The sequence below is a fragment of the Pseudoxanthomonas sp. LjRoot206 genome (genome assembly GCF_056175725.1).
Map to the genome: position 1 here is coordinate 921,491 of NZ_JBGFFI010000001.1, position 17,931 is coordinate 939,421.

Consider the following 17,931-nt stretch of genomic DNA (forward strand, 5'->3'; position numbering starts at 1 on the left):
CGTCGGGCGCCTCGGCGTTCCATCGGGCGGAGTCGCTCATGGATGTTGCGAGGCAGCATGCATCCGGGAAACTGCTGTGCTAATTATGCGCACCATCGAATTAGACCGATCTAATTCGATCCACGGACAGGAAGGAGGCGACTGGCGCGGGGTGCCGTTCCAGGAGCCCGGATGGTCACGCAGCAGCGGTTCTTTTTATTTCCTGCAAATTTAGATCGATACAAATTCTTCGCGTCAGCAGCCGATCAATCTTGGGAGAGGGTGATTGAAATGAAATGCACGCCACACGCACGTCATCGCAGTTCGTTGTACGTGGGCATCGCCATCGCGTTGTCCACCGCCGTCGCTTCCGGCGACACGTTCGCCCAGCAGGCTGACGCCACGCCGTCCGCGGGCTCGTCGCAGGCGACGGACCTCGATACGGTGACGGTGAAGGGCTACCGCTACTCCATCGAGCAGAGCCTGGACCAGAAGCGCAACGCCAACGCGGTCGTGGAGGTCATCACCGCCGAAGACGTCGGCAAGTTCCCCGACAAGAACGTTGCCGATGCGCTGCAGCGCGTGCCGGGCGTCCTCATCAGCCGCGACGGCGGCGAGGGCAAGAACGTCAGCGTCCGTGGCCTGTCCTCGGAACTGGTCCTGACCCAGTTGAACGGCAACTACATCGCCAGCGCAGAATCCAACGGCGATCCGACCCGTTCCTTCAACTACACGCTGCTGCCGTCGAACATGCTCGGCAGCGCCGAACTGTTCAAGACGCCGGAAGCACGCATCGACGAAGGCGGCATCGGCGGCACGGTGATCCTGCATACGCGCCGTCCGCTGGAACTCGAGGCCAATTCCGGTTTCGCATCCATCGAAGGTACGTGGGCCGACACCACCAAGAAGACCGACGGACAGTTCTCGGGGTCCTACTCCTGGCATGACAAGGACGACCGCTTCGGCGTCTTCGTCGGCTATACGCAGCAGAAGCGCACCACGCGCACGATGGGTGCCAGCACCGAGAGCTGGCAGTGGTACGGCCGCGACGAAGGCGGCAACGCGGTCGACGTCAACGGCAGGCCGTCCGACTTCAATTCGAACTGGTGGGGTGGCACCGGCTTCTGGGACCAGAACGGCAATTACTACACCGGCTTCATGATGCCGACCTCGGTCAACCTGGCGGTGAAGGAAGAAGAACGCGAGCGCAAGGGCGGCCAGCTGACGTTCCAGTTCAAGCCGACCGACAATCTGACGCTGACGGCGAACTACTTCCGGTTCGACCTGTCGCAGGACTCGCAGACCAACACGCTCAAGGTGCCGGAGTGGAACATCGCCCGCTACTACGGCGACGGCAACTGGCGCGGCGGCCGCCTGCTCGACGGGCTGACCTTCGACCCCAGCGGCACCATCGTCACCGGCGCCGACTACAGCCTGCACCCGAACAAGGCGTACTACTGCAGCGAGGCCGAGGCGGCCGCTGCCGGCATGGCACCGGGAGGCTGGGGTTCGGACGACTGCACCGTGCCGACGCCGCAGATCACGGGCAGCTACAATATCGAGAAGTCGCTGTCGCAGACGGTCGATCTCGGCGCCGAGTGGCGCGGCGAGAAGCTGGACCTCGCTTTCAAGGCCGGCCGTACCTGGGCGGAAGGCGGTCCGGAGCTGCAGTTCGCCGTGCCGCTCAAGCCTCGCCGCCAGAACGCGGATGGCAGCTGGACGAACGGCAACTTCGCCAGTTCGTGGGACCTGAGCGGGACGCCGACGATGACGTTCTCGCCTGAGCTCATGCAGAATCTGCAGAACGGCATCCTGCAGGTGGACCTGGGTTCCACCGGCTCTTCGTGGACCCGCAACGACACCGAGCAGAAGTACGCGCAGGCAGATGGCACCTGGCACTTCGACGGCGACTTCTTCGACTCGCTGCAGTTCGGCATCAAGGGCCGTGATGGCGGCATCCACCGCAGCACCGGCAACAGCTACTGGGTGTGCCCGGGCACCGATCCCAGCGACTACAACAACCGTTACTGGAACGGTCGCTGCAACGATATCGCCACCCAGTTCTCGCCGAACTTCCTGCGCTCCCTGGGCAACCTGGCCGGCGGCATCAATGCCAGTGCCTATCCGGCGATCAACTATCCGGCCTACATCGCCTATCTGAACAGCACGTACGGTCCCATGCAGACCCGCGAAGAGGACAACTTCGTCTACAACGTCGACGAGAAGATCTACTCGACCTATCTGCAGGCCAACTTCCGTACCGACCGGCTGCGCGGCAACGTCGGCGTCCGCATCGCGCGCACTAAGCAGCATGCCGATTCCACCGACAAGGTCACGTCCTACAACGATTACTTCTTCGATGGCACCGATGGCAATCCGCTTGCATGCCAGCAGGGCGCCGCCGCGCCCACCGGCGCACCTGCAGACACCTACTGCGGCACAGAAGGATACTGGCGGCTGTCGGACAGCCAACAGCGGGCGGAATCGTTCGTCGTCAGCGCGCTCGATCGCAACTACACCGACGTACTGCCGAGCTTCAACCTTGCGTACGACCTGACCGACAACCTGCTGCTGCGCGCGGCCGCGTCCAAGGTCGTGTCGCGTCCGAGCTACGGCGACATCGCCGCGCCCGGCAGCCTGGAGTACTTCAGCCCGGAATACGTGGCAGATCGTCGCCTGACCGGTGGCGCGGGCGAGCAAGGCTGGTACGGGTCGGGCAGCAACAAGCAGCTGGAGCCCTACAAGGCCACCCAGTTCGACCTGGGCCTGGAGTGGTACTTCCAGCCGGGCTCCGTCGTGGGTCTGGGGCTGTTCCGCAAGAACGTCGAGAACTTCGCCGTAGGCGTGATCAACGACGTCAGCATGGTCGTCGGTGGCGAAACCGTCACCGTGCAGAACTACAGCACGCAGGCCGGCGGCCAGGATGCGGTGTCGCAGGGCATCGAACTTTATGCGCAGCACACGCTGGATTTCGGCCTCGGCTTCCAGTTCAACTACACCTACAACGACGCCAGCAAGGCGGCCGTGTCCCTGGAGGACGGCACCGAGATCGGCGAGACCTCGATGCCGGGCAGCGCGGAGAACCAGACCAACTTCACCGTGTTCTACGAAACGCAGAATCTGCTGTTGCGTGCCTCGTACAACCGTCGCGGCGAAGTGGTGCAGGGCCTGGTCAACGGCCTGAACGTCTACGATGAGCCGTACTACCAGATCGACCTCAATGCGGCGTACAACATCACCCCGGCACTCAGCATCAGCGCATCGGTACTGAACCTGACCGAGGAGGAGACACGCTCGCACCTGGGCGACGACACCAAGGACCGCTTCTATACCAACAGCTATGCGGGCCGCGTCGCTTACCTCGGCCTGACGTACAAGTTCTGACGCTGTCCCCCGTGTTTGGCCCCACGACTTCTCTCCCGCCCGGCAACGGGCGGCGTGGGGCCGACGGCCCGGCTACGGCCGGGCCACTTCTTCCTTCGCATGCGACGATCCATCCGGTATTCGCACGCGCGCATCCAAGCCAGGCCAGGACCGCATGAAACGAACCTCGACCTCTTCCCTGTTCCGCACCTTGCCGCTGCTGTTCCTGCTGGCGGCGTCGGCGACGGCAGCCACGCAGAGACCGAGTACCGAGGTCAACACCTTCATCGGCAGCAAGGACGACGGGAATACCTTCCCCGGTGCGTCCGCGCCCTTCGGCATGATCCAGGTCAGTCCGATCGGTTCGCATTACTCGGGCTGGCGCTACGACGATCCGCAGATCCGCGGCTTCGGGCATTCCTTCCTCTCGGGCGCCGGCTGCTGGGAGCAGGGCGGGCAGGTGTCGGTGCTGCCGGTAACGGGACTTATCGGTCCCGGCGGCGAGTTCGATACGGCCGACCCGAAAGCGTTCGACCACAAGCGTTACGGATCCCGCTACCGGCACGATGGCGAGAACGGGCAAGCGGGCTACTACAAGGTGCGCCTGACCGACTACGGCGGCATCGATGCCGAGGCCACCGCGCTCACCCGCGCGGCCGCCGAACGCTATACCTTCGCCGCCACGGGCGACGGCCATGTACTGGTCAACATCGGACAGGCCAATGAACGCCACGCGGTGACGGGCAGCACCCTGACCGTGGTGGGCGACCGTGCGGTGGAAGGCAAGTTGGTGACCAAGAGCTTCTGCGGCGGCCACCAGTACACGACATGGTTCCGGCTCGAGTTCGACCGTCCGTTCAAGGCCTTCGGCACGTGGGGGGAGGGGGGCGGCCTGCCGGGTTCGCGCCATGGCATGGAAGGCGAGGGCAAGCCCAGCGGGGCGTGGTTGACCTTCGACCTGGGCAAGGACCGGTCCGTCACGGCCATCTCGGCGATCTCGCATGTGGATGCCGAAGGCGCACGCAACAACCTGCGCAGCGAGGGCATGGCCGGCGGCCGGCTGCTCGGTTTCGATGCGATGCGGGCGAAAGCGCAGTCCACCTGGGACAAGGAACTGTCCAGCGTGCGCGTGCAGGGCGGCAGCCGCGATGACCGGGTGGTGTTCTACACCGCGCTGTACCACGCGTTGCTGCAGCCACTGACGGGCAGCGATGCCGACGGTCGTTATCGCGGCTACGACGACCTCATCCATCGCGCCGACGGCTGGACCTACTACGAGTACTTTTCGCTGTGGGACACCTACCGTTCGCAGAACCAGTTGATCGCGCTCCTGCGTCCGCAGCGCGCCACCGACATCGCACGCTCGCTGCTGGCCATCGGCCAGCAGGGCGGCTGGTTGCCGCGCTGGGGATATGCCAGCTTCGAGACCAACATCATGACCGGTGATCCGGTCACGCCGTTCCTGGTGGACCTGTGGCGGTTCGGGGCGCTGAAGGGGCGCGAGGCGGACGCCTATACCGCGCTGCGCAAGAATGCGTTCGAGGTGCCGCCGCTGAACTCGCGCCACGCCGGACGCTCCGGCAATCCCACCTACCTGGCGCAGGGCTTCGTGCAGTACGACCGTGCCTTCCCGTCCAAGGGCATGGACGTGGATCCGCACCATGGCGGCTCGGCGACGCTGGAGTACGCCCTGGCCGACTGTTCGCTGTCGGTGATGGCCGACGCCCTGGGGCATGCCGACGATGCCGCCGTGCTGAAGCGCCGTGGACGCAACTGGCGCACGCTGTGGGACGCCACGGTGCGCGACGAAGACGCCGGCTTCAGCGGCTTCCCGCGTCCGCGAACCGAGGATGGGCAGTGGTATACGCCGTCCGACGGCCGCTACAGCCCGCGCTCGCACCACGGCTTCCACGAAGGCACGGCGTGGCAATACCAGTGGCTGGCGCAACAGGACGTACCGGGCCTGGTGCAGGCGATGCATGGGCAAGAGGAAGCCGCGCGCCGGCTGGACGACTTCTTCGCCTACAAGGCGTTGCTCGCCGATCCCGCCGGGGCGGCACGCAAGGAGTGGGTGGTCGGGCCGTACAGCTACTACAACCAGTTCCGCTACAACCCGAACAACGAGCCGGACCTGCATGTCCCGTGGATGTACACGCTGATCGGCCAGCCGTGGAAGACGTCCACGGTGCTCCACGCCGCGCAGCAGTTGTTCACCAACGCGCCAAATGGCGTGACCGGCAATGACGACCTGGGCACGATGTCGGCGTGGTACCTGTTCAGTGCGATGGGCCTGTATCCGGCAGTGCCGGGAACCGGCGAATTCCTGCTGCACGCGCCGCGCTTCTCCCGGATCGATATCGACGTGGGACCAGGGCGCACGTTGCGCATCGAGGCACCCAGGGCCGGGGACGGCAAACCGCGCTACGTCGAAGGCGTGTCGCTGGACGGCGATGCCCACGCGGCGGTCTGGCTGGATTGGGAGCGCTTGCGACAGGGTGGACGTCTGCGCTTCGATCTCGCCGATGCGCCGCAAACACAGGGCTGGGGCACGCGCCCGGAAAACCTGCCGGCGTCGCCCTGCGCGTCGGACGCCGTCGCGATGCCCGGGATCCCGCAATGAGTCCGCACGACACGATGGCGTGGATGTCGGCGTGATGGTTTACGCTGGGAGGATCATGGGAATGGATCGATCCATATGAGCCCGACACGGCCGCCTCGCCCGGGATCTTCGCGCACCTCCAAGCCGGCTACCGCCAAGGCAGCCCAGGCGGCGGCGCCTGCGTCCTCCCGAAGCAAGGCCGGCAAGGCGGAGGCGACCGAGCGCAAGCGCGATCCCCAGCGCGTGGTCACCGTGACCGACATCGCCAACGCCATCGGCGTGTCGCGCGCCACCGTGTCCCTGGTGTTGCGCGGCAGTCCACTCGTGCATGCGGATACACGGGCGCGGGTGGAGGCGGAACTCAAGCGGCAGCGCTACGTCTACAACCGCGGCGCGGCCAACCTGCGCCGGCGCACATCGTCCAGCGTGGCGCTGGTCATCAACGACCTGGCCAATCCGTTCTTCGCCGAGTTCGCCGCCGGCGTGGACGAAGCCCTGGGCGAGAAGGGATACGTGACCCTGCTCGGCAGCACGGGTGAGTCGCCGGAGCGGCAGCAGGCGGTGCTGACCTCGCTGATGGAGCACACGCCCGCCGGCGTGATCCTGTCGCCGGCCGAAGGCAGCGATGCGGCACAACTGCACAAGGTGCTGGATGCGCGCACCAACGTGCTGCTCTTCAATCGCGAACTGTCCGGTGCCGACGACTGGGGCTTCCTGGGCCTGGACAACCAGAATGGCGCGCAGCTGGCGACCGAACACCTGATCTCCCTGGGCCATCGGCGTATCGCCTTCTACGGCGGCCACGCCGACTCCAGTTCCTGCCGCCAACGGCGTGCGGGCCATGCGCTGGCGATGAAGAAGGCCGGCCTGCCGGTCGATGCGGCGTGGCTGATCGAATCGGCCCCCAACCGCCTGGAGGCGGCCGCGCGCACCGGCGAACTGTTCGGCGAGCACGCGGCACCGACCGCCGCCGTCTGCTACAACGATACCGTTGCGCTGGGCCTGATGCTGGGCCTGATGGCGCGTGGCATCCAGCCGGGCAAGGGCTTCGCCGTCACCGGCTTCGACGATATCCCCGAGGCCGCCGTCACCACGCCGCCGCTCACGACCCTGGCCGCCAACCCGCGCGAGCGCGGGCGGCAGGCCGCGCAACTCGTCCTGCGACAGGTGGAGGCGCCCGACACGGCACCGGGCAAGACCATCGCACCCGTCAGCCTGACGGTACGCGAGAGCAGTGGGGCACGGCCGCAATGAGCAGCGATACCGCGCCGCCGCGTGCTGCGGACTCCAATTTCCGTTTCTCTTTCCAGTCCTGATGTCCCGATGAATACAGTGTTTTCCCGCTTCTCCCTTGCCGCAGGTCCCCTCCACAGCAGCGTCGCTGCGCTGCCCGGTGCATGCGCATGAGCACCAGGAACAAGATCGTCTGCTTCGGCGAGGCGCTGATCGACATGCTGGCGCAGCCGCCCGCATCGCCGGACGAGCCACGGAACTTCCTGCAGTTTGCCGGTGGTGCGCCGGCGAATGTCGCCGTGGCGGCCGCCCGCCTCGGCGCCGATGTCCACTTCGCGGGCATGCTCGGCCACGACATGTTCGGCGACTTCCTGTTCGACAGCCTGGCGAACGCCGGCGTGGCCACGGACTGCATCGCGCGCACGGCCGAAGCGAAGACGGCGCTGGCCTTCGTGGCGCTGGACGAACATGGCGAGCGCAGTTTCAGTTTCTACCGGCCGCCGGCCGCCGACCTGCTGTTCCGCGCGGCCGATTTCGCGCCCGCATGTTTCGAGGGAACCGGCGTTTTCCATGTCTGTTCCAACAGCCTGACCGAGGCGGACATCGCCGAAGCCACTTACGAAGGCATGCGCCGCGCTCGCGCCGCGGGCGCCATCGTCAGCATCGACCTGAACCTGCGTCCGGCCCTGTGGCCGCAGGGCGAAGATCCGTCGCCGCGCCTGTGGCAGGCGCTGGACGAGGCCGACCTGGTGAAACTCTCGCGCGAGGAGCTGGAGTACCTGGCCGGGCCACTGGGCGGGGAAGCGGCGGTCATGCAGCGCCTCTGGCAACGACGGGCCCAGATCCTGGTCGTGACCGACGGCGCCAGGCCGATCGCCTGGCATACGCGCTCCGCGACCGGCACGGTCGATACCTTCCAGGTCACGCCGCTGGACACGACTGCGGCGGGCGACGCGTTCGTGGGCGGGCTGCTGTTCCATCTCGCCCGGCACGACACGGACCGGGACGGCTTCGCCCGTTTCACGGCCAGTCCGCAGCAGGTCGCCGCCTCGCTCCGCTTCGCCGCTGCCGTGGGCGCGCTGGCGGTCACGCGTAAGGGCGCCTTCGCGGCGATGCCGAGCGTCGACGAAGTGAACGCGCTGCTGTCCTAGTTCGCCAGCCCACGCGACGTCCGATAACGAGTACGGAATCCGCCATGACGACCCACCATCACCGGATCGAGTCTGTCGTCGTGGTCGGCGGTGGCAGCGCCGGCTGGATGGCGGCCGCGGCACTGGCGACCTACCTCGGCAAGCAGGCGTCGATCCGCCTGGTCGAATCCGAGGAGATCGGCATCGTCGGGGTCGGCGAAGCCAGCGTGCCGTACATGAAGCAGTTCAACAGCAGCGTGCTGGGCATCGACGAATTCGAATTCGTCGCCCGTACGCAGGGGACCTTCAAGCTCGGCATCCAGTTCAACGACTGGGGCGCCATCGGCGAGAGTTACGTCCACGGCTTCGGCAAGATCGGCCAGGGCATCGGGCCGCTGCCGTTCCACCAGTTCTGGCTCAAGCTGTTCCTGTCCGGTCGCGCGCGACCGATCGGCGAATACTCGCTGCCGACCTTCGCGGCACCGCTGGGCAAGTTCATGCCCAGCCCGGTCAACGCACCGCCGGAGTCGCCGCTGGCCGATATCGCCTACGCCTACCACTTCGATGCGGCGCTCTACGCAGGCTTCCTGCGCGACCTGTCGGAGCGCAGGGGCGTACAGCGCATCGAGGGCAAGATCACCCGCGTGGAGCAGCGAGGCGAGGACGGTTTCGTCAACGCCGTTGTGCTCGACAGCGGAGAGCGGGTGACCGGCGACCTGTTCATCGATTGCTCCGGCTTTCGTGGCCTGTTGATCGAGCAGACCTTGCAGACCGGCTACATCGACTGGACGCACTGGTTGCCCTGCAATCGGGCCATGGCCGTGCCATGCGCCACCGTGGGGCCGCCGACCCCGTATACCCGGTCCACCGCGCTCGCGGCCGGCTGGCAGTGGCGCATTCCCTTGCAGAGCCGTGTCGGCAACGGCTACGTCTATTCCAGCACCTACATCAGCGACGACGAGGCTGCGGCGACCTTGCTGGCGAATCTCGATGGCGAAGCGCTCGCCGATCCGCGTCCGCTACGCTTCACCACCGGCATGCGCAGGAAGCTGTGGAACAAGAACGTCGTCGCACTCGGCCTGGCCAGCGGATTCATGGAGCCGCTGGAATCGACCAGCATCTACCTCGTGCAATCAGGCATCCAGCGCCTGTTGAGCCTGTTCCCGGATCGCGGCTTCGACCCGTTGCTTGCGCGGCAGTTCAATGACGAGTCCACCTTCGAATACGAAAGCACACGCGATTTCCTGATCCTGCACTACTGCGCCACGCGACGCAGCGACAGCGCGTTCTGGGACTACTGCCGCACGATGCCGATTCCCGAGACGCTGCAACGCAAGATCGACATGTTCCGCGCGGGTGGCCGGTATTTCCGCACCGGCGACGAGTTCTTCGCGCTGCCGAGCTGGGTGCAGGTCATGATCGGCCAGGGCATCGTGCCCACCGGCTACCATCCGATCGTGGACGACATGCCGGAGCAGGCCCTGGCCGACCATGTGGCGCGCGTGCACCGTGCCATCGTGAACAGTGTCGAGGCGATGCCACCGCACCAGGACTTCATCGACCGGTACTGCAAGGCACTGCCGCCGTAAGAGCGGGATCAGCCGCGCCGCCGTGACGGCGCGTTGCCGGGGCGGCGTGCAGGCAATTCGGCGAGCAACCCGGCCAGGCAGGCGATGCAGCGTTGATCGGTTTCGGGCGTGGCGTCGGTTCCACCGGTGAACAGCGAGAACGCCGGCAGCACGGTCACGCCGGGACGCAGCAGGAACGCCGGCCAGCGCCCCAGCAGGCCGGGAAACCGCACGCGGGGATGGAGGTGTCCGGCGATCACGTGCGTACTGGCCGGATGCGGCAGGTGGCTCAGATGGAAAGGTCCCCGCGCGTGGCCTTCCTGCCGCAGGTCGAGGCGCCAGTCGGCTGCGCGGCGACGAAGTTGCCGGTCATGATTGCCGGCGATCACCGAGATGGGCAGGCCTTCGTTGTGCGTGCGCCAGGCCATCCACGCCTGCTGCCAGGCGCCGCCTTCGACCGCGCCATGCAGGAAATCGCCAAGGACGCAGAGCTCGCGCGCACCGCTGTCGTCCAGCAGCGCCTGCAGGCGCTGCAGGTCGTGCTCCGTGCCGCCACTCGGAACGGCGATGCCGCCACGCCGCAGCGCCTCGCCCTTGCCTAGATGCAGGTCCGCGATGAAAAGCACCGCTTCCGACGGCCAGAACATCGCGCGATCGGCCATGAGCCGCATCGGCTCCCCCGCCAGGTCGACCATCAGACTATCGGCCATGCCGGCGCTCCAGTTGCTCGGCGGCACGGCGCACACGCACCTGCCAGTCCTCCGTGCTCAGCTGCGAGCGCATGCCGTCGGCCCACAGCGGGAAGGCGAGGGGCGTGAGGCTCTCCGGCCGTTCGAGCACCATCTCGTGTGCCTGCAGCCGGCGCAGCAACGCCTCCATGTCGGCCAGCCGCAGGTCCTCTTCCAGCGCTTCCCGACGGGCCAGCGACAACAGGAGATGATCGGGATCGTGCTGCGACAGTACGTCGAACAGCAGGCCGCTCGATGCCTGCAACTGGCGCAGGCTGCGGGGCGCGCGGCCCGGTAAGGAGGGCGGCAGCAGGCCGGCCACGCGTGCGATGCCGCGGAACTGCCGGCGCGCCAGTTCCGCGAGGTTCGCACCATGGGCGAGATCTTCGGCAACACCATCGGGCGCCAGTAGCCCGTGCATCAGCGCGGCGTCCACGGTCAACGGGCGCTGCGGGGACAGCATGAAGCCCATGTCGTTGGCCGACAGCGAGAAGGTGTTGGGCGTGTGCCGAGCCAGGCGCCACGCCAGCAGCGCGGCGAGTCCCTCGTGCGCACGGCGGCCAGCGAACGGGAAGACGAACAGATGCTGGCCATCGCGCCGCCGCACCAGTTCCATCAGCAGCACGTCGGGCGAGGGCATGCGACTGAGGCGCTCCTGCACCGCGAGCAGCGGCTTCAATGCCCGCATCTCGGGGGAAGTGCGATCCTGCGCGAGCGTGGCCTGCACCTGTGCGGCCAGGCGCGACGACAGCGGCATGCGTCCTCCCATCCAGCGCGGCACGACGCCTTCCCCGTGTTTGACCAGGCGGACGTAGGCGGTCATGTCCTGCAGGCGCACCAGTTCCAGCAGGCGCCCGGCGAACCGGAAGCGGTCGCCCGGCCGCAAGCGGCTGAGGAAGGCTTCTTCCACCGCACCGAGGCCGCCGCCACGGAGGAACTTCACCGCGATGTTGCCGTCGCTGGCGATGGTCCCGATGGACAACCGCTGGCGCAGGGCCACAGTGCGGTCGTGCACGCGATACGCGCCGTCGGCATCGCGCACGACGCGACGGTACTCGGGATAGTGCTCCAGCGCATCGCCACCGCGCACGATGAAATCGAGCACGCGCTGCCAGGTCGGCGCATCGAGCGTGGCGAACGCATCGGTGCTGCGGACCTCGGCCAGCAGCTCGTCCGCCATGAAGCCGCCTGCCAGTGCGAGGGTGACGCAGTGCTGCGCGAGTACGTCCAGCGGCAGGCGCGGCGCCTGGCGGCTTTCCACGACGCCCTCCGCGATGGCCGTACGCGTCGCCGCGTACTCGGACAGTTCGAGCGCGTGCGTCGGAACGCAGAGCACGTGACCGGTCTCGCCGGGACGGTGCCGCGCCCGCCCGGCGCGCTGCAGCAGGCGCGCGACACCTTTCGGACTGCCGATCTGGATCACCTGGTCGACCGAGGGAAAGTCGACGCCCAGGTCGAGGCTGGAGGTGGCGACGACGCAGCGCAGGCTCGCGTCGCGCAGGCCTGCTTCCGCGTGCTGCCGCAAGGCGGGATCGAGCGAACCATGGTGCAGCGCAAGCGTGGATGGATCCTCCGGCCACACCGCGGCCAGGGCCTGGTGCCACAGTTCCGCCTGCGCCCGCGTGTTGGTGAACAGCAGGCTGGTGCGGACCGCCAACAGACGCGCCAGCACGCCGGCCAGTTGGCTCAGGCCGAGATGACCACTCCACGGGAATCGCACCATGTCCGCAGGAAGCAGGGTTTCCAGCGTCATCGGGCGCGGCTGTGCCGCCGACAGCACATGCGGCTCAAGGCCCGGTGGCAGCAACGCACGGCACGCGTCCTGCAGGTTGCCCAGCGTCGCCGACAGCCCCCAAGTGCGCAGCGATGGCGACCATCGGCGCAGACGTGCGAGGGCCAGCTGCGTCTGCACGCCGCGCTTGCTGCACATCAGTTCGTGCCACTCGTCGACCACCACGCAGCGCAGGTCGGCGAACATCGGCGCCGTCTCCGGATAACTCAACAGCAGCGACAACGACTCGGGCGTGGTGACCAGCACGTCGAGCTTGCCGCCGCGCGCGAGGCGCTTGTCGCGTGCGCTCGCATCGCCCGTCCGCTGCGCGACCGTCCACGATAGTCCCAGTGCCTGCGCCGTCTCGGCCAGGGCGCGCGTCGTGTCGGCCGCGAGGGCGCGCAGCGGCGTGATCCACAGCACACGCAGAGGCCGTGAAGCGCGCGGCTTCGCCCGCGCCGCAGCCGGCGATTCCGCCAGCGCCTCCAGCAGCGGTCCGCCGAAGGCCGCCAGCGTCTTGCCACTGCCGGTCGGCGTATGGATCAATCCCGATCCGCCTGCGAGGTAGTGCCGCCACGCCTGGCGCTGGAAGGGCAGGGGCTTCCATCCCCGGGCCGAAAACCACTGCTGCAGCCGGGATAGCGGCGTCATCGCGCCAGCGCCTGCAGGGTGGACAGGCGGTCGGCATCCCTGGCCGGCTTGTCGTGGCGCCAGCGCAGGATGCGCGGGAAGCGGACCGCGATGCCGGACTTGTGCCGGCTGCTGAGGTTGACGCCTTCGAAGCCCAGTTCGAACACCTGTTCGGCGACCACGGAACGCACCGGGCCGAAACGCTCGCGCGTGTGCGTGCGGATCCATTGGTCGAGTGCGAGAATCTCCTTGTCGTCGAGGCCGGAATAGGCCTTCGCGACGGGCACGAGTTCGCCGGCATCGTTCCATACGCCGAACGTGTAGTCGGTGTACAGCGTGCTGCGCCGGCCGTGGCCGGCCTGCGCATACAGCAGCACCGCATCGATGGTGAGCGGATCGATCTTCCACTTCCACCAGTCGCCGCGTCGCCGGCCGCTGCGGTAGGGCGATGAACGGCGTTTCAGCATCAGGCCTTCCACGCCGCGCTCGCGCGCCGTGGTGCGCAACGCGGCCGCTTCGTCCCAGCTGGCGGCATGCACGCCGGGCGACAGCACCAGGCGGGGATCGCCGGTCGCATCGAGCAGGTCACCAAGGCGTTGCCGACGCACCTCAAGCGTCGATTCGCGCAGGTCCTCACCGTTCAGCTCCAGCAGGTCGTAGGCCAGCACGCGCGCCGGGGCGGCGGCCAGGTGCTTGCTACCGGGGCGCCTGCGCTGGATCCGGGTCTGCAGTGCCGAGAAGGGGAGCGGCGCTTCGCCGTCGCCCCACGCCATCAGTTCCCCATCGATCACCGCATCCTGCGGCAGCGCCGCGGCAGCGGCTTCGATTTCAGGAAACCGGCCGTCCAGCCGCTCCTCGCCGCGCGACCACAATGCGACCTCGCCACGACGGCGGAGGATCTGCAGACGTATGCCATCCCACTTCCATTCCAGCTGCCACTCCTCGATGTCGCCCAACTGCGCCGGCTCGCCGTCCAGTGGCGAAGCGAGAAAGAAGGGATAGGGCTGTTCGCGGTCGCTGTCCTGCACGTCGGTGGACAGCAGCGACGCCAGGAACGCCGGCGTCGGTGGCCAGTCGCCGAGCATGCGTTGGGCGAGCAGGGCGATGGGGACCTCGGAAAGATCGGCGAGCGCCTGCTGCACCAGTCGCGACGACACCCCGACGCGCAGCGCGCCGGTCAGCAGCTTGTTGAAGACCAGGCGCTCGCCATCGGGCAACTGCATCCAGGCATCGATCACGGTACGACGCCGTGTCTCCGCATCCGCACCGGTGACTGGCAGCAGACGCTGCTCGATCCATGCGGACAACGGCACGTCGGCTTGAAGCGATGTGGCAGGCGGAAGCAACAGTGCCAGCGTTTCCGCGAGATCGCCGACGTGCGAGTAGCTGTCATCGACCAGCCAGTCAGGCAATCCGGTGACCTCGCCGCACCAGGCGCGCAGTTCGCCGCTGCCCGCGATCCGGCGCAGCTTGTTGCCCGCCAGCAGCCATAGTCCCCATGCCGCGTCGGCGCGAGGCGCCTGGCGGACGTAATCGGCGATGGCGGCGCGCTTGTCGAGCGTGCCGCTGCTGTGCTCCAACGCCTGATAGAGGGCGGCGAAAGCCTTCATTCCTCGGCACCAAAGTCGGTGGAGAACGCCTGCGCGTCGCATCCGCGCTCGCGCAGGAAGCGGATCAGCGCATCCGTGCTGCCGTGGGTGGCGATGATGCGCTTCGCGCCTGTCTGCTCGATGGTGTCCAGCAACGCGGGCCAGTCGGCGTGGTCGGACACCACGAAGCCGCGATCGTAGTTGCGCCGCCGGCGGTTGCCGCGCAGGCGCATCCAGCCGGACGCGAAGCCATGCTCGGCATCACGGAAGCGACGCGTCCATGTAGACCCGGCCGCCGATGGCGGCGCGATCACCAGCCGGCCCGCGTAGTCCTTGCCCTTGGGTTGCTCACCCACCGGCTCGGTCGCGATCAACTCGATGCCGGCCTGGCGATACACCTGCACGCCGGCGTCGACCGCGCCATGCAGGAAGACTGGCGGTTCATCGAAGCGCGCCAGCTCGGCGAGTATCCGCTGCGCTTTTCCCAATGCGTACGCATACAACACGGCGGCGCGTCCGCGTGCCGCGCAGGCGCGTCGCCATTCGACGATGCGACCGACCTCGTCATGGGTGTCGGGCCAGCGATAGACGGGCAGGGCGAAGGTGGCTTCGGTGATGAAGACATCGCAGGGCACGACCTCGAAAGGCGGGCAGGTGGGATCGGCCTGGCGCTTGTAGTCGCCGGACGCCACCCATACCTCGCCATCCACTTCGATCCGTACCTGTGCGGAGCCCAGCACGTGCCCTGCGGAATGCAGCGATACCCGCGCCCTGCCCAGTTGGAAGGATTCACCGTAGGCGTGCGAGTGGAACTCCTGTTCGCCCAAGCGCCAGCGCAACACGGGCATGCACGCACTGGCGGTGTGGTAACGCGCCGTGCCGGTACGCGCGTGATCGCCATGTCCGTGCGTGATCACCGCCGTATCGACCGGACGCCAGGGATCGATATAAAAGTCTCCCGCCGGGCAGTACATACCCTCGGGGCGCAGCACGATGAGGTCGCCTGGGGTCGCCGTCATGGCGGCAGACTGCGGGCAGTTGCGTACAGGGCGGGTGAAGCGGGACGACTGCAAACGATGACGGGTTTGGGGCTATCCTCGACTCCGTAAGCATAGGAGCGCGCGATGAAATGGATGCTTCTTGTCGCCATGACTGCCGCCGTTATACAGCTCGCGGAGCCGGGAAACCTCGGGTGCAGTATCAGCCTCGCGTCGCACACAACCCGGCAGCCCAAGACACCACGCCGTTGAATTGCTCGCGTCCTGAGGTGAAGTCTCATCCACCTGACAGTGTGATTCTGCTGCCTTCTTTGGTGTCCACCGTGGAAATGTCGAGTTTCAGTAAGTAATTGTTTCTATTTGGGCGTAGTGCACTTGTTCGACCGCTCTTCAACGTGGCCAGTCGCAGATGATCTAGCGCAATGCTGCACGATGCTAGATTTCCTCTACAGGAATGGACGAAGCGCTGAAACTCCTGACCACCTCTGGCCAAATCCTACAACTTGGTACGGCCAGTAGTGGCAAGAGTGACGTCCGCTTCTGGTCGGGAGCGGACGGGTAAGGCTCGCCATAAGAGAATGTCCCAAAATATCCAAAACGAGCCGGTGGGGAAGTGAGTCAGGAAGTGAATCGAAATTCGATCTTCAGTGCGATAATTCCTAAACAATCAATCGCATAGGGGCTATATCCGGTTGCTGGTGGACCACCAATTGCTTCAATCACTTTGGCGAGAGTAGCAAGGTTTGCGAAAGCCAGAGAGGTACGTTTTCGATACTGTCCCGACGACGAACAAGATACCTTCCCTTGCAAAGACGCCTTCTGGCACCTGGAAGGCTGTCATCCATAAGGTGGGCTGGCCCATCGCGGTCGAGACCTTCCGAACCAAGCGAGATGCTGAGGATTGAGCCCGCCGCACCGTGGACGAGATGCAGTGCGCGTCCCCATCGGGCGGGTTGCCTCCCAAAGAACAACCGTCGGTCATTCCCGCCAAGCGCCCTTTGGTAAAGGTCAGCGAGCGACATGGGGCAGACGTCATCGCGAGAAGGCCGGGAAAGTAGTCACTGGTCGCATTTGCGCTGAACATCGTCAGAAATTCCACGACGAGCGAGTTGCTGGTGATCGCCTACCTGATGGAACGTGCAAGCCTGGAGGCAACAATACAGTTCGCCTTGACCTTGCATTGCCTGGACGCATGTTCACAGGGCAGCAGCACTCCAAGTGAGCCCGACGTAGCAACTCTGTTCGCCGGTGCCAGCGTCGATCCGGGGTCTCACCCCGGGCCACTCGCGACAGAGGAGCGCCGTACCAATTGGTGGGGCAATACGTGATTGACGACGGTACGGATGGCTGAGCCGCGCCTGATCTCGCGGAGAAGGATATCGATTGCCGTGTCCGCCATGGTGGCGACGGGCTGGTGGATGGTGGTCAGCTCAGGCCACACCATCGTCGCTGCGGAGGTATCGTCGAAGCCGACGACGGAGAGGTCGCGGGGTACGTCCAGGCCTCGGCGATGGGCCACCGACACCACGGCGGATGCCATGTCGTCGTTACTGGCGAAGATGGCGCTGGGAGGACGACGCAACGCGAGAAGGCGTTCCGCCGCATCCAGGCCGGAACGGTAAGTGAAGTGCCCGGGCTGGACCAGCTTGTCGTCGTACGCGATGCCGGCATCGGCCAGTGCATCCCGATAGCCCTGCCAACGGTGCGCGCTCGCCGTCTGGTTGGGATCGCCCTTGATGTAGCCGATCCGCGTGTGGCCGTGTTCGATCAGGTGCGAGACCACCTCCCGACTGGCGCAATAGTCGTCGATACGCACGCAGGAGATGGTGTCGCTGAAGTGGCCTGAGGCGATCGACACGACAGGCACGCCGGCCTGGGAGAACGCGGACACGATGGCCTTGGACTCGCACAGCGGAGGAGGGAGAACCACGCCCGCCACGCTGTTCGACAGCTGCCTGGCAGCGGCCAGGCATTCGGCGGCATCCAGGCCATCCCAGGTCGCGATCACCAGCTGCGCCGCCGCGCGGGCCGATCCGCGTAGCGCGCCCACAAGCAGCTCGCGCAGGTAGCTGGAGCTTGGGTTGGTGTAGATGAGCGCGATGCAGGTGTGTTGCGCCGCCGCCAACGCGCTGGCGGCCATGTTGGGCCGGTAGCCGAGTTCGCGCACGCTGCGCATGACGCGATCGCGGTTGGCCTCGCGCACGCCGGCATGGCCATTGACGACGCGGGATACGGTCATCGGCGAGACGCCGGCGTGGTGCGCTACTCCATCGATGGTGACGGCCCCTCCCTTCCTGCGTATTGCCTTGTCGTTCTTCATGCCGATGCTTCCGAATGGCGGGC

General features: G+C 66.6%; 10 protein-coding genes. 5 read left to right on the forward strand and 5 right to left on the reverse strand.

Annotation, left to right across the window (positions count from 1 at the left end):
* Positions 1 to 270: 270 nt before the first annotated feature.
* The 5 genes from AC04MD_RS04520 to AC04MD_RS04540 all read left to right on the forward strand — a co-directional run bounded on the left by AC04MD_RS04520 (position 271) and on the right by AC04MD_RS04540 (position 9,893).
* Positions 271 to 3,363 (forward strand): TonB-dependent receptor, encoded by a 3,093-nt coding sequence (locus AC04MD_RS04520; protein WP_475496111.1) that lies wholly within the window; start codon positions 271 to 273, stop codon positions 3,361 to 3,363.
* 154 nt (positions 3,364 to 3,517) lie between these two features.
* Entirely contained in the window at positions 3,518 to 5,962 is a 2,445-nt protein-coding gene (locus AC04MD_RS04525) for a GH92 family glycosyl hydrolase (protein WP_475496112.1), read from the forward strand.
* A gap of 75 nt (positions 5,963 to 6,037) precedes the next feature.
* A complete protein-coding gene (locus tag AC04MD_RS04530; protein WP_475496113.1) occupies positions 6,038 to 7,195 on the forward strand; it encodes a LacI family DNA-binding transcriptional regulator in 1,158 nt (385 codons plus the stop codon).
* Between the two features lie 149 nt (positions 7,196 to 7,344).
* Positions 7,345 to 8,325, forward strand: a complete 981-nt coding sequence (locus AC04MD_RS04535; protein WP_475496114.1) for a carbohydrate kinase family protein — start codon at positions 7,345 to 7,347, stop codon at positions 8,323 to 8,325.
* Positions 8,326 to 8,369: 44 nt separating this feature from the next.
* The gene (locus AC04MD_RS04540) at positions 8,370 to 9,893 is read left to right on the forward strand and encodes a tryptophan halogenase family protein (protein WP_475496115.1); all 1,524 of its coding nucleotides are present in this window, start codon (positions 8,370 to 8,372) and stop codon (positions 9,891 to 9,893) included.
* Positions 9,894 to 9,901: 8 nt separating this feature from the next.
* Here the strand turns inward: AC04MD_RS04540 and pdeM are convergent, their stop codons facing one another.
* The 5 genes from pdeM to AC04MD_RS04565 form a co-directional block, all read right to left on the reverse strand.
* Positions 9,902 to 10,582: a ligase-associated DNA damage response endonuclease PdeM gene (gene pdeM / locus AC04MD_RS04545; protein ID WP_475496116.1), complete on the reverse strand. Its 681-nt coding sequence runs from the start codon at positions 10,580 to 10,582 to the stop codon at positions 9,902 to 9,904.
* Complete coding sequence (locus AC04MD_RS04550; protein ID WP_475496117.1) at positions 10,572 to 13,022, reverse strand: ligase-associated DNA damage response DEXH box helicase; 2,451 nt, start codon at positions 13,020 to 13,022, stop codon at positions 10,572 to 10,574. The genes pdeM and AC04MD_RS04550 overlap by 11 nt, the downstream gene beginning before the upstream one ends.
* Positions 13,019 to 14,611 (reverse strand): ATP-dependent DNA ligase, encoded by a 1,593-nt coding sequence (locus tag AC04MD_RS04555; protein WP_475496118.1) that lies wholly within the window; start codon positions 14,609 to 14,611, stop codon positions 13,019 to 13,021. Before AC04MD_RS04555 ends, AC04MD_RS04550 begins: the two co-directional genes overlap by 4 nt.
* Positions 14,608 to 15,609, reverse strand: coding sequence for a ligase-associated DNA damage response exonuclease (locus AC04MD_RS04560; protein ID WP_475496119.1), 1,002 nt, complete (start codon positions 15,607 to 15,609; stop codon positions 14,608 to 14,610). Before AC04MD_RS04560 ends, AC04MD_RS04555 begins: the two co-directional genes overlap by 4 nt.
* Positions 15,610 to 16,858: 1,249 nt before the next feature.
* On the reverse strand, positions 16,859 to 17,908 hold the full coding sequence (locus tag AC04MD_RS04565; protein WP_475496120.1) for a LacI family DNA-binding transcriptional regulator: 1,050 nt from the start codon (positions 17,906 to 17,908) through the stop codon (positions 16,859 to 16,861).
* Between the last annotated feature and the right edge of the window lie 23 nt (positions 17,909 to 17,931).

Bases quoted from the DNA above. Each gene is read 5' to 3' on its own strand.
- AC04MD_RS04520 (WP_475496111.1), top strand. From the start codon at position 271: ATGAAATGCACGCCACACGCACGTCATCGCAGTTCGTTGTACGTGGGC.
- AC04MD_RS04525 (WP_475496112.1), top strand. From the start codon at position 3,518: ATGAAACGAACCTCGACCTCTTCCCTGTTCCGCACCTTGCCGCTGCTG.
- AC04MD_RS04530 (WP_475496113.1), top strand. From the start codon at position 6,038: ATGAGCCCGACACGGCCGCCTCGCCCGGGATCTTCGCGCACCTCCAAG.
- AC04MD_RS04535 (WP_475496114.1), top strand. From the start codon at position 7,345: ATGAGCACCAGGAACAAGATCGTCTGCTTCGGCGAGGCGCTGATCGAC.
- AC04MD_RS04540 (WP_475496115.1), top strand. From the start codon at position 8,370: ATGACGACCCACCATCACCGGATCGAGTCTGTCGTCGTGGTCGGCGGT.
- pdeM (WP_475496116.1), bottom strand. From the start codon at position 10,582: ATGGCCGATAGTCTGATGGTCGACCTGGCGGGGGAGCCGATGCGGCTC.
- AC04MD_RS04550 (WP_475496117.1), bottom strand. From the start codon at position 13,022: ATGACGCCGCTATCCCGGCTGCAGCAGTGGTTTTCGGCCCGGGGATGG.
- AC04MD_RS04555 (WP_475496118.1), bottom strand. From the start codon at position 14,611: ATGAAGGCTTTCGCCGCCCTCTATCAGGCGTTGGAGCACAGCAGCGGC.
- AC04MD_RS04560 (WP_475496119.1), bottom strand. From the start codon at position 15,609: ATGACGGCGACCCCAGGCGACCTCATCGTGCTGCGCCCCGAGGGTATG.
- AC04MD_RS04565 (WP_475496120.1), bottom strand. From the start codon at position 17,908: ATGAAGAACGACAAGGCAATACGCAGGAAGGGAGGGGCCGTCACCATC.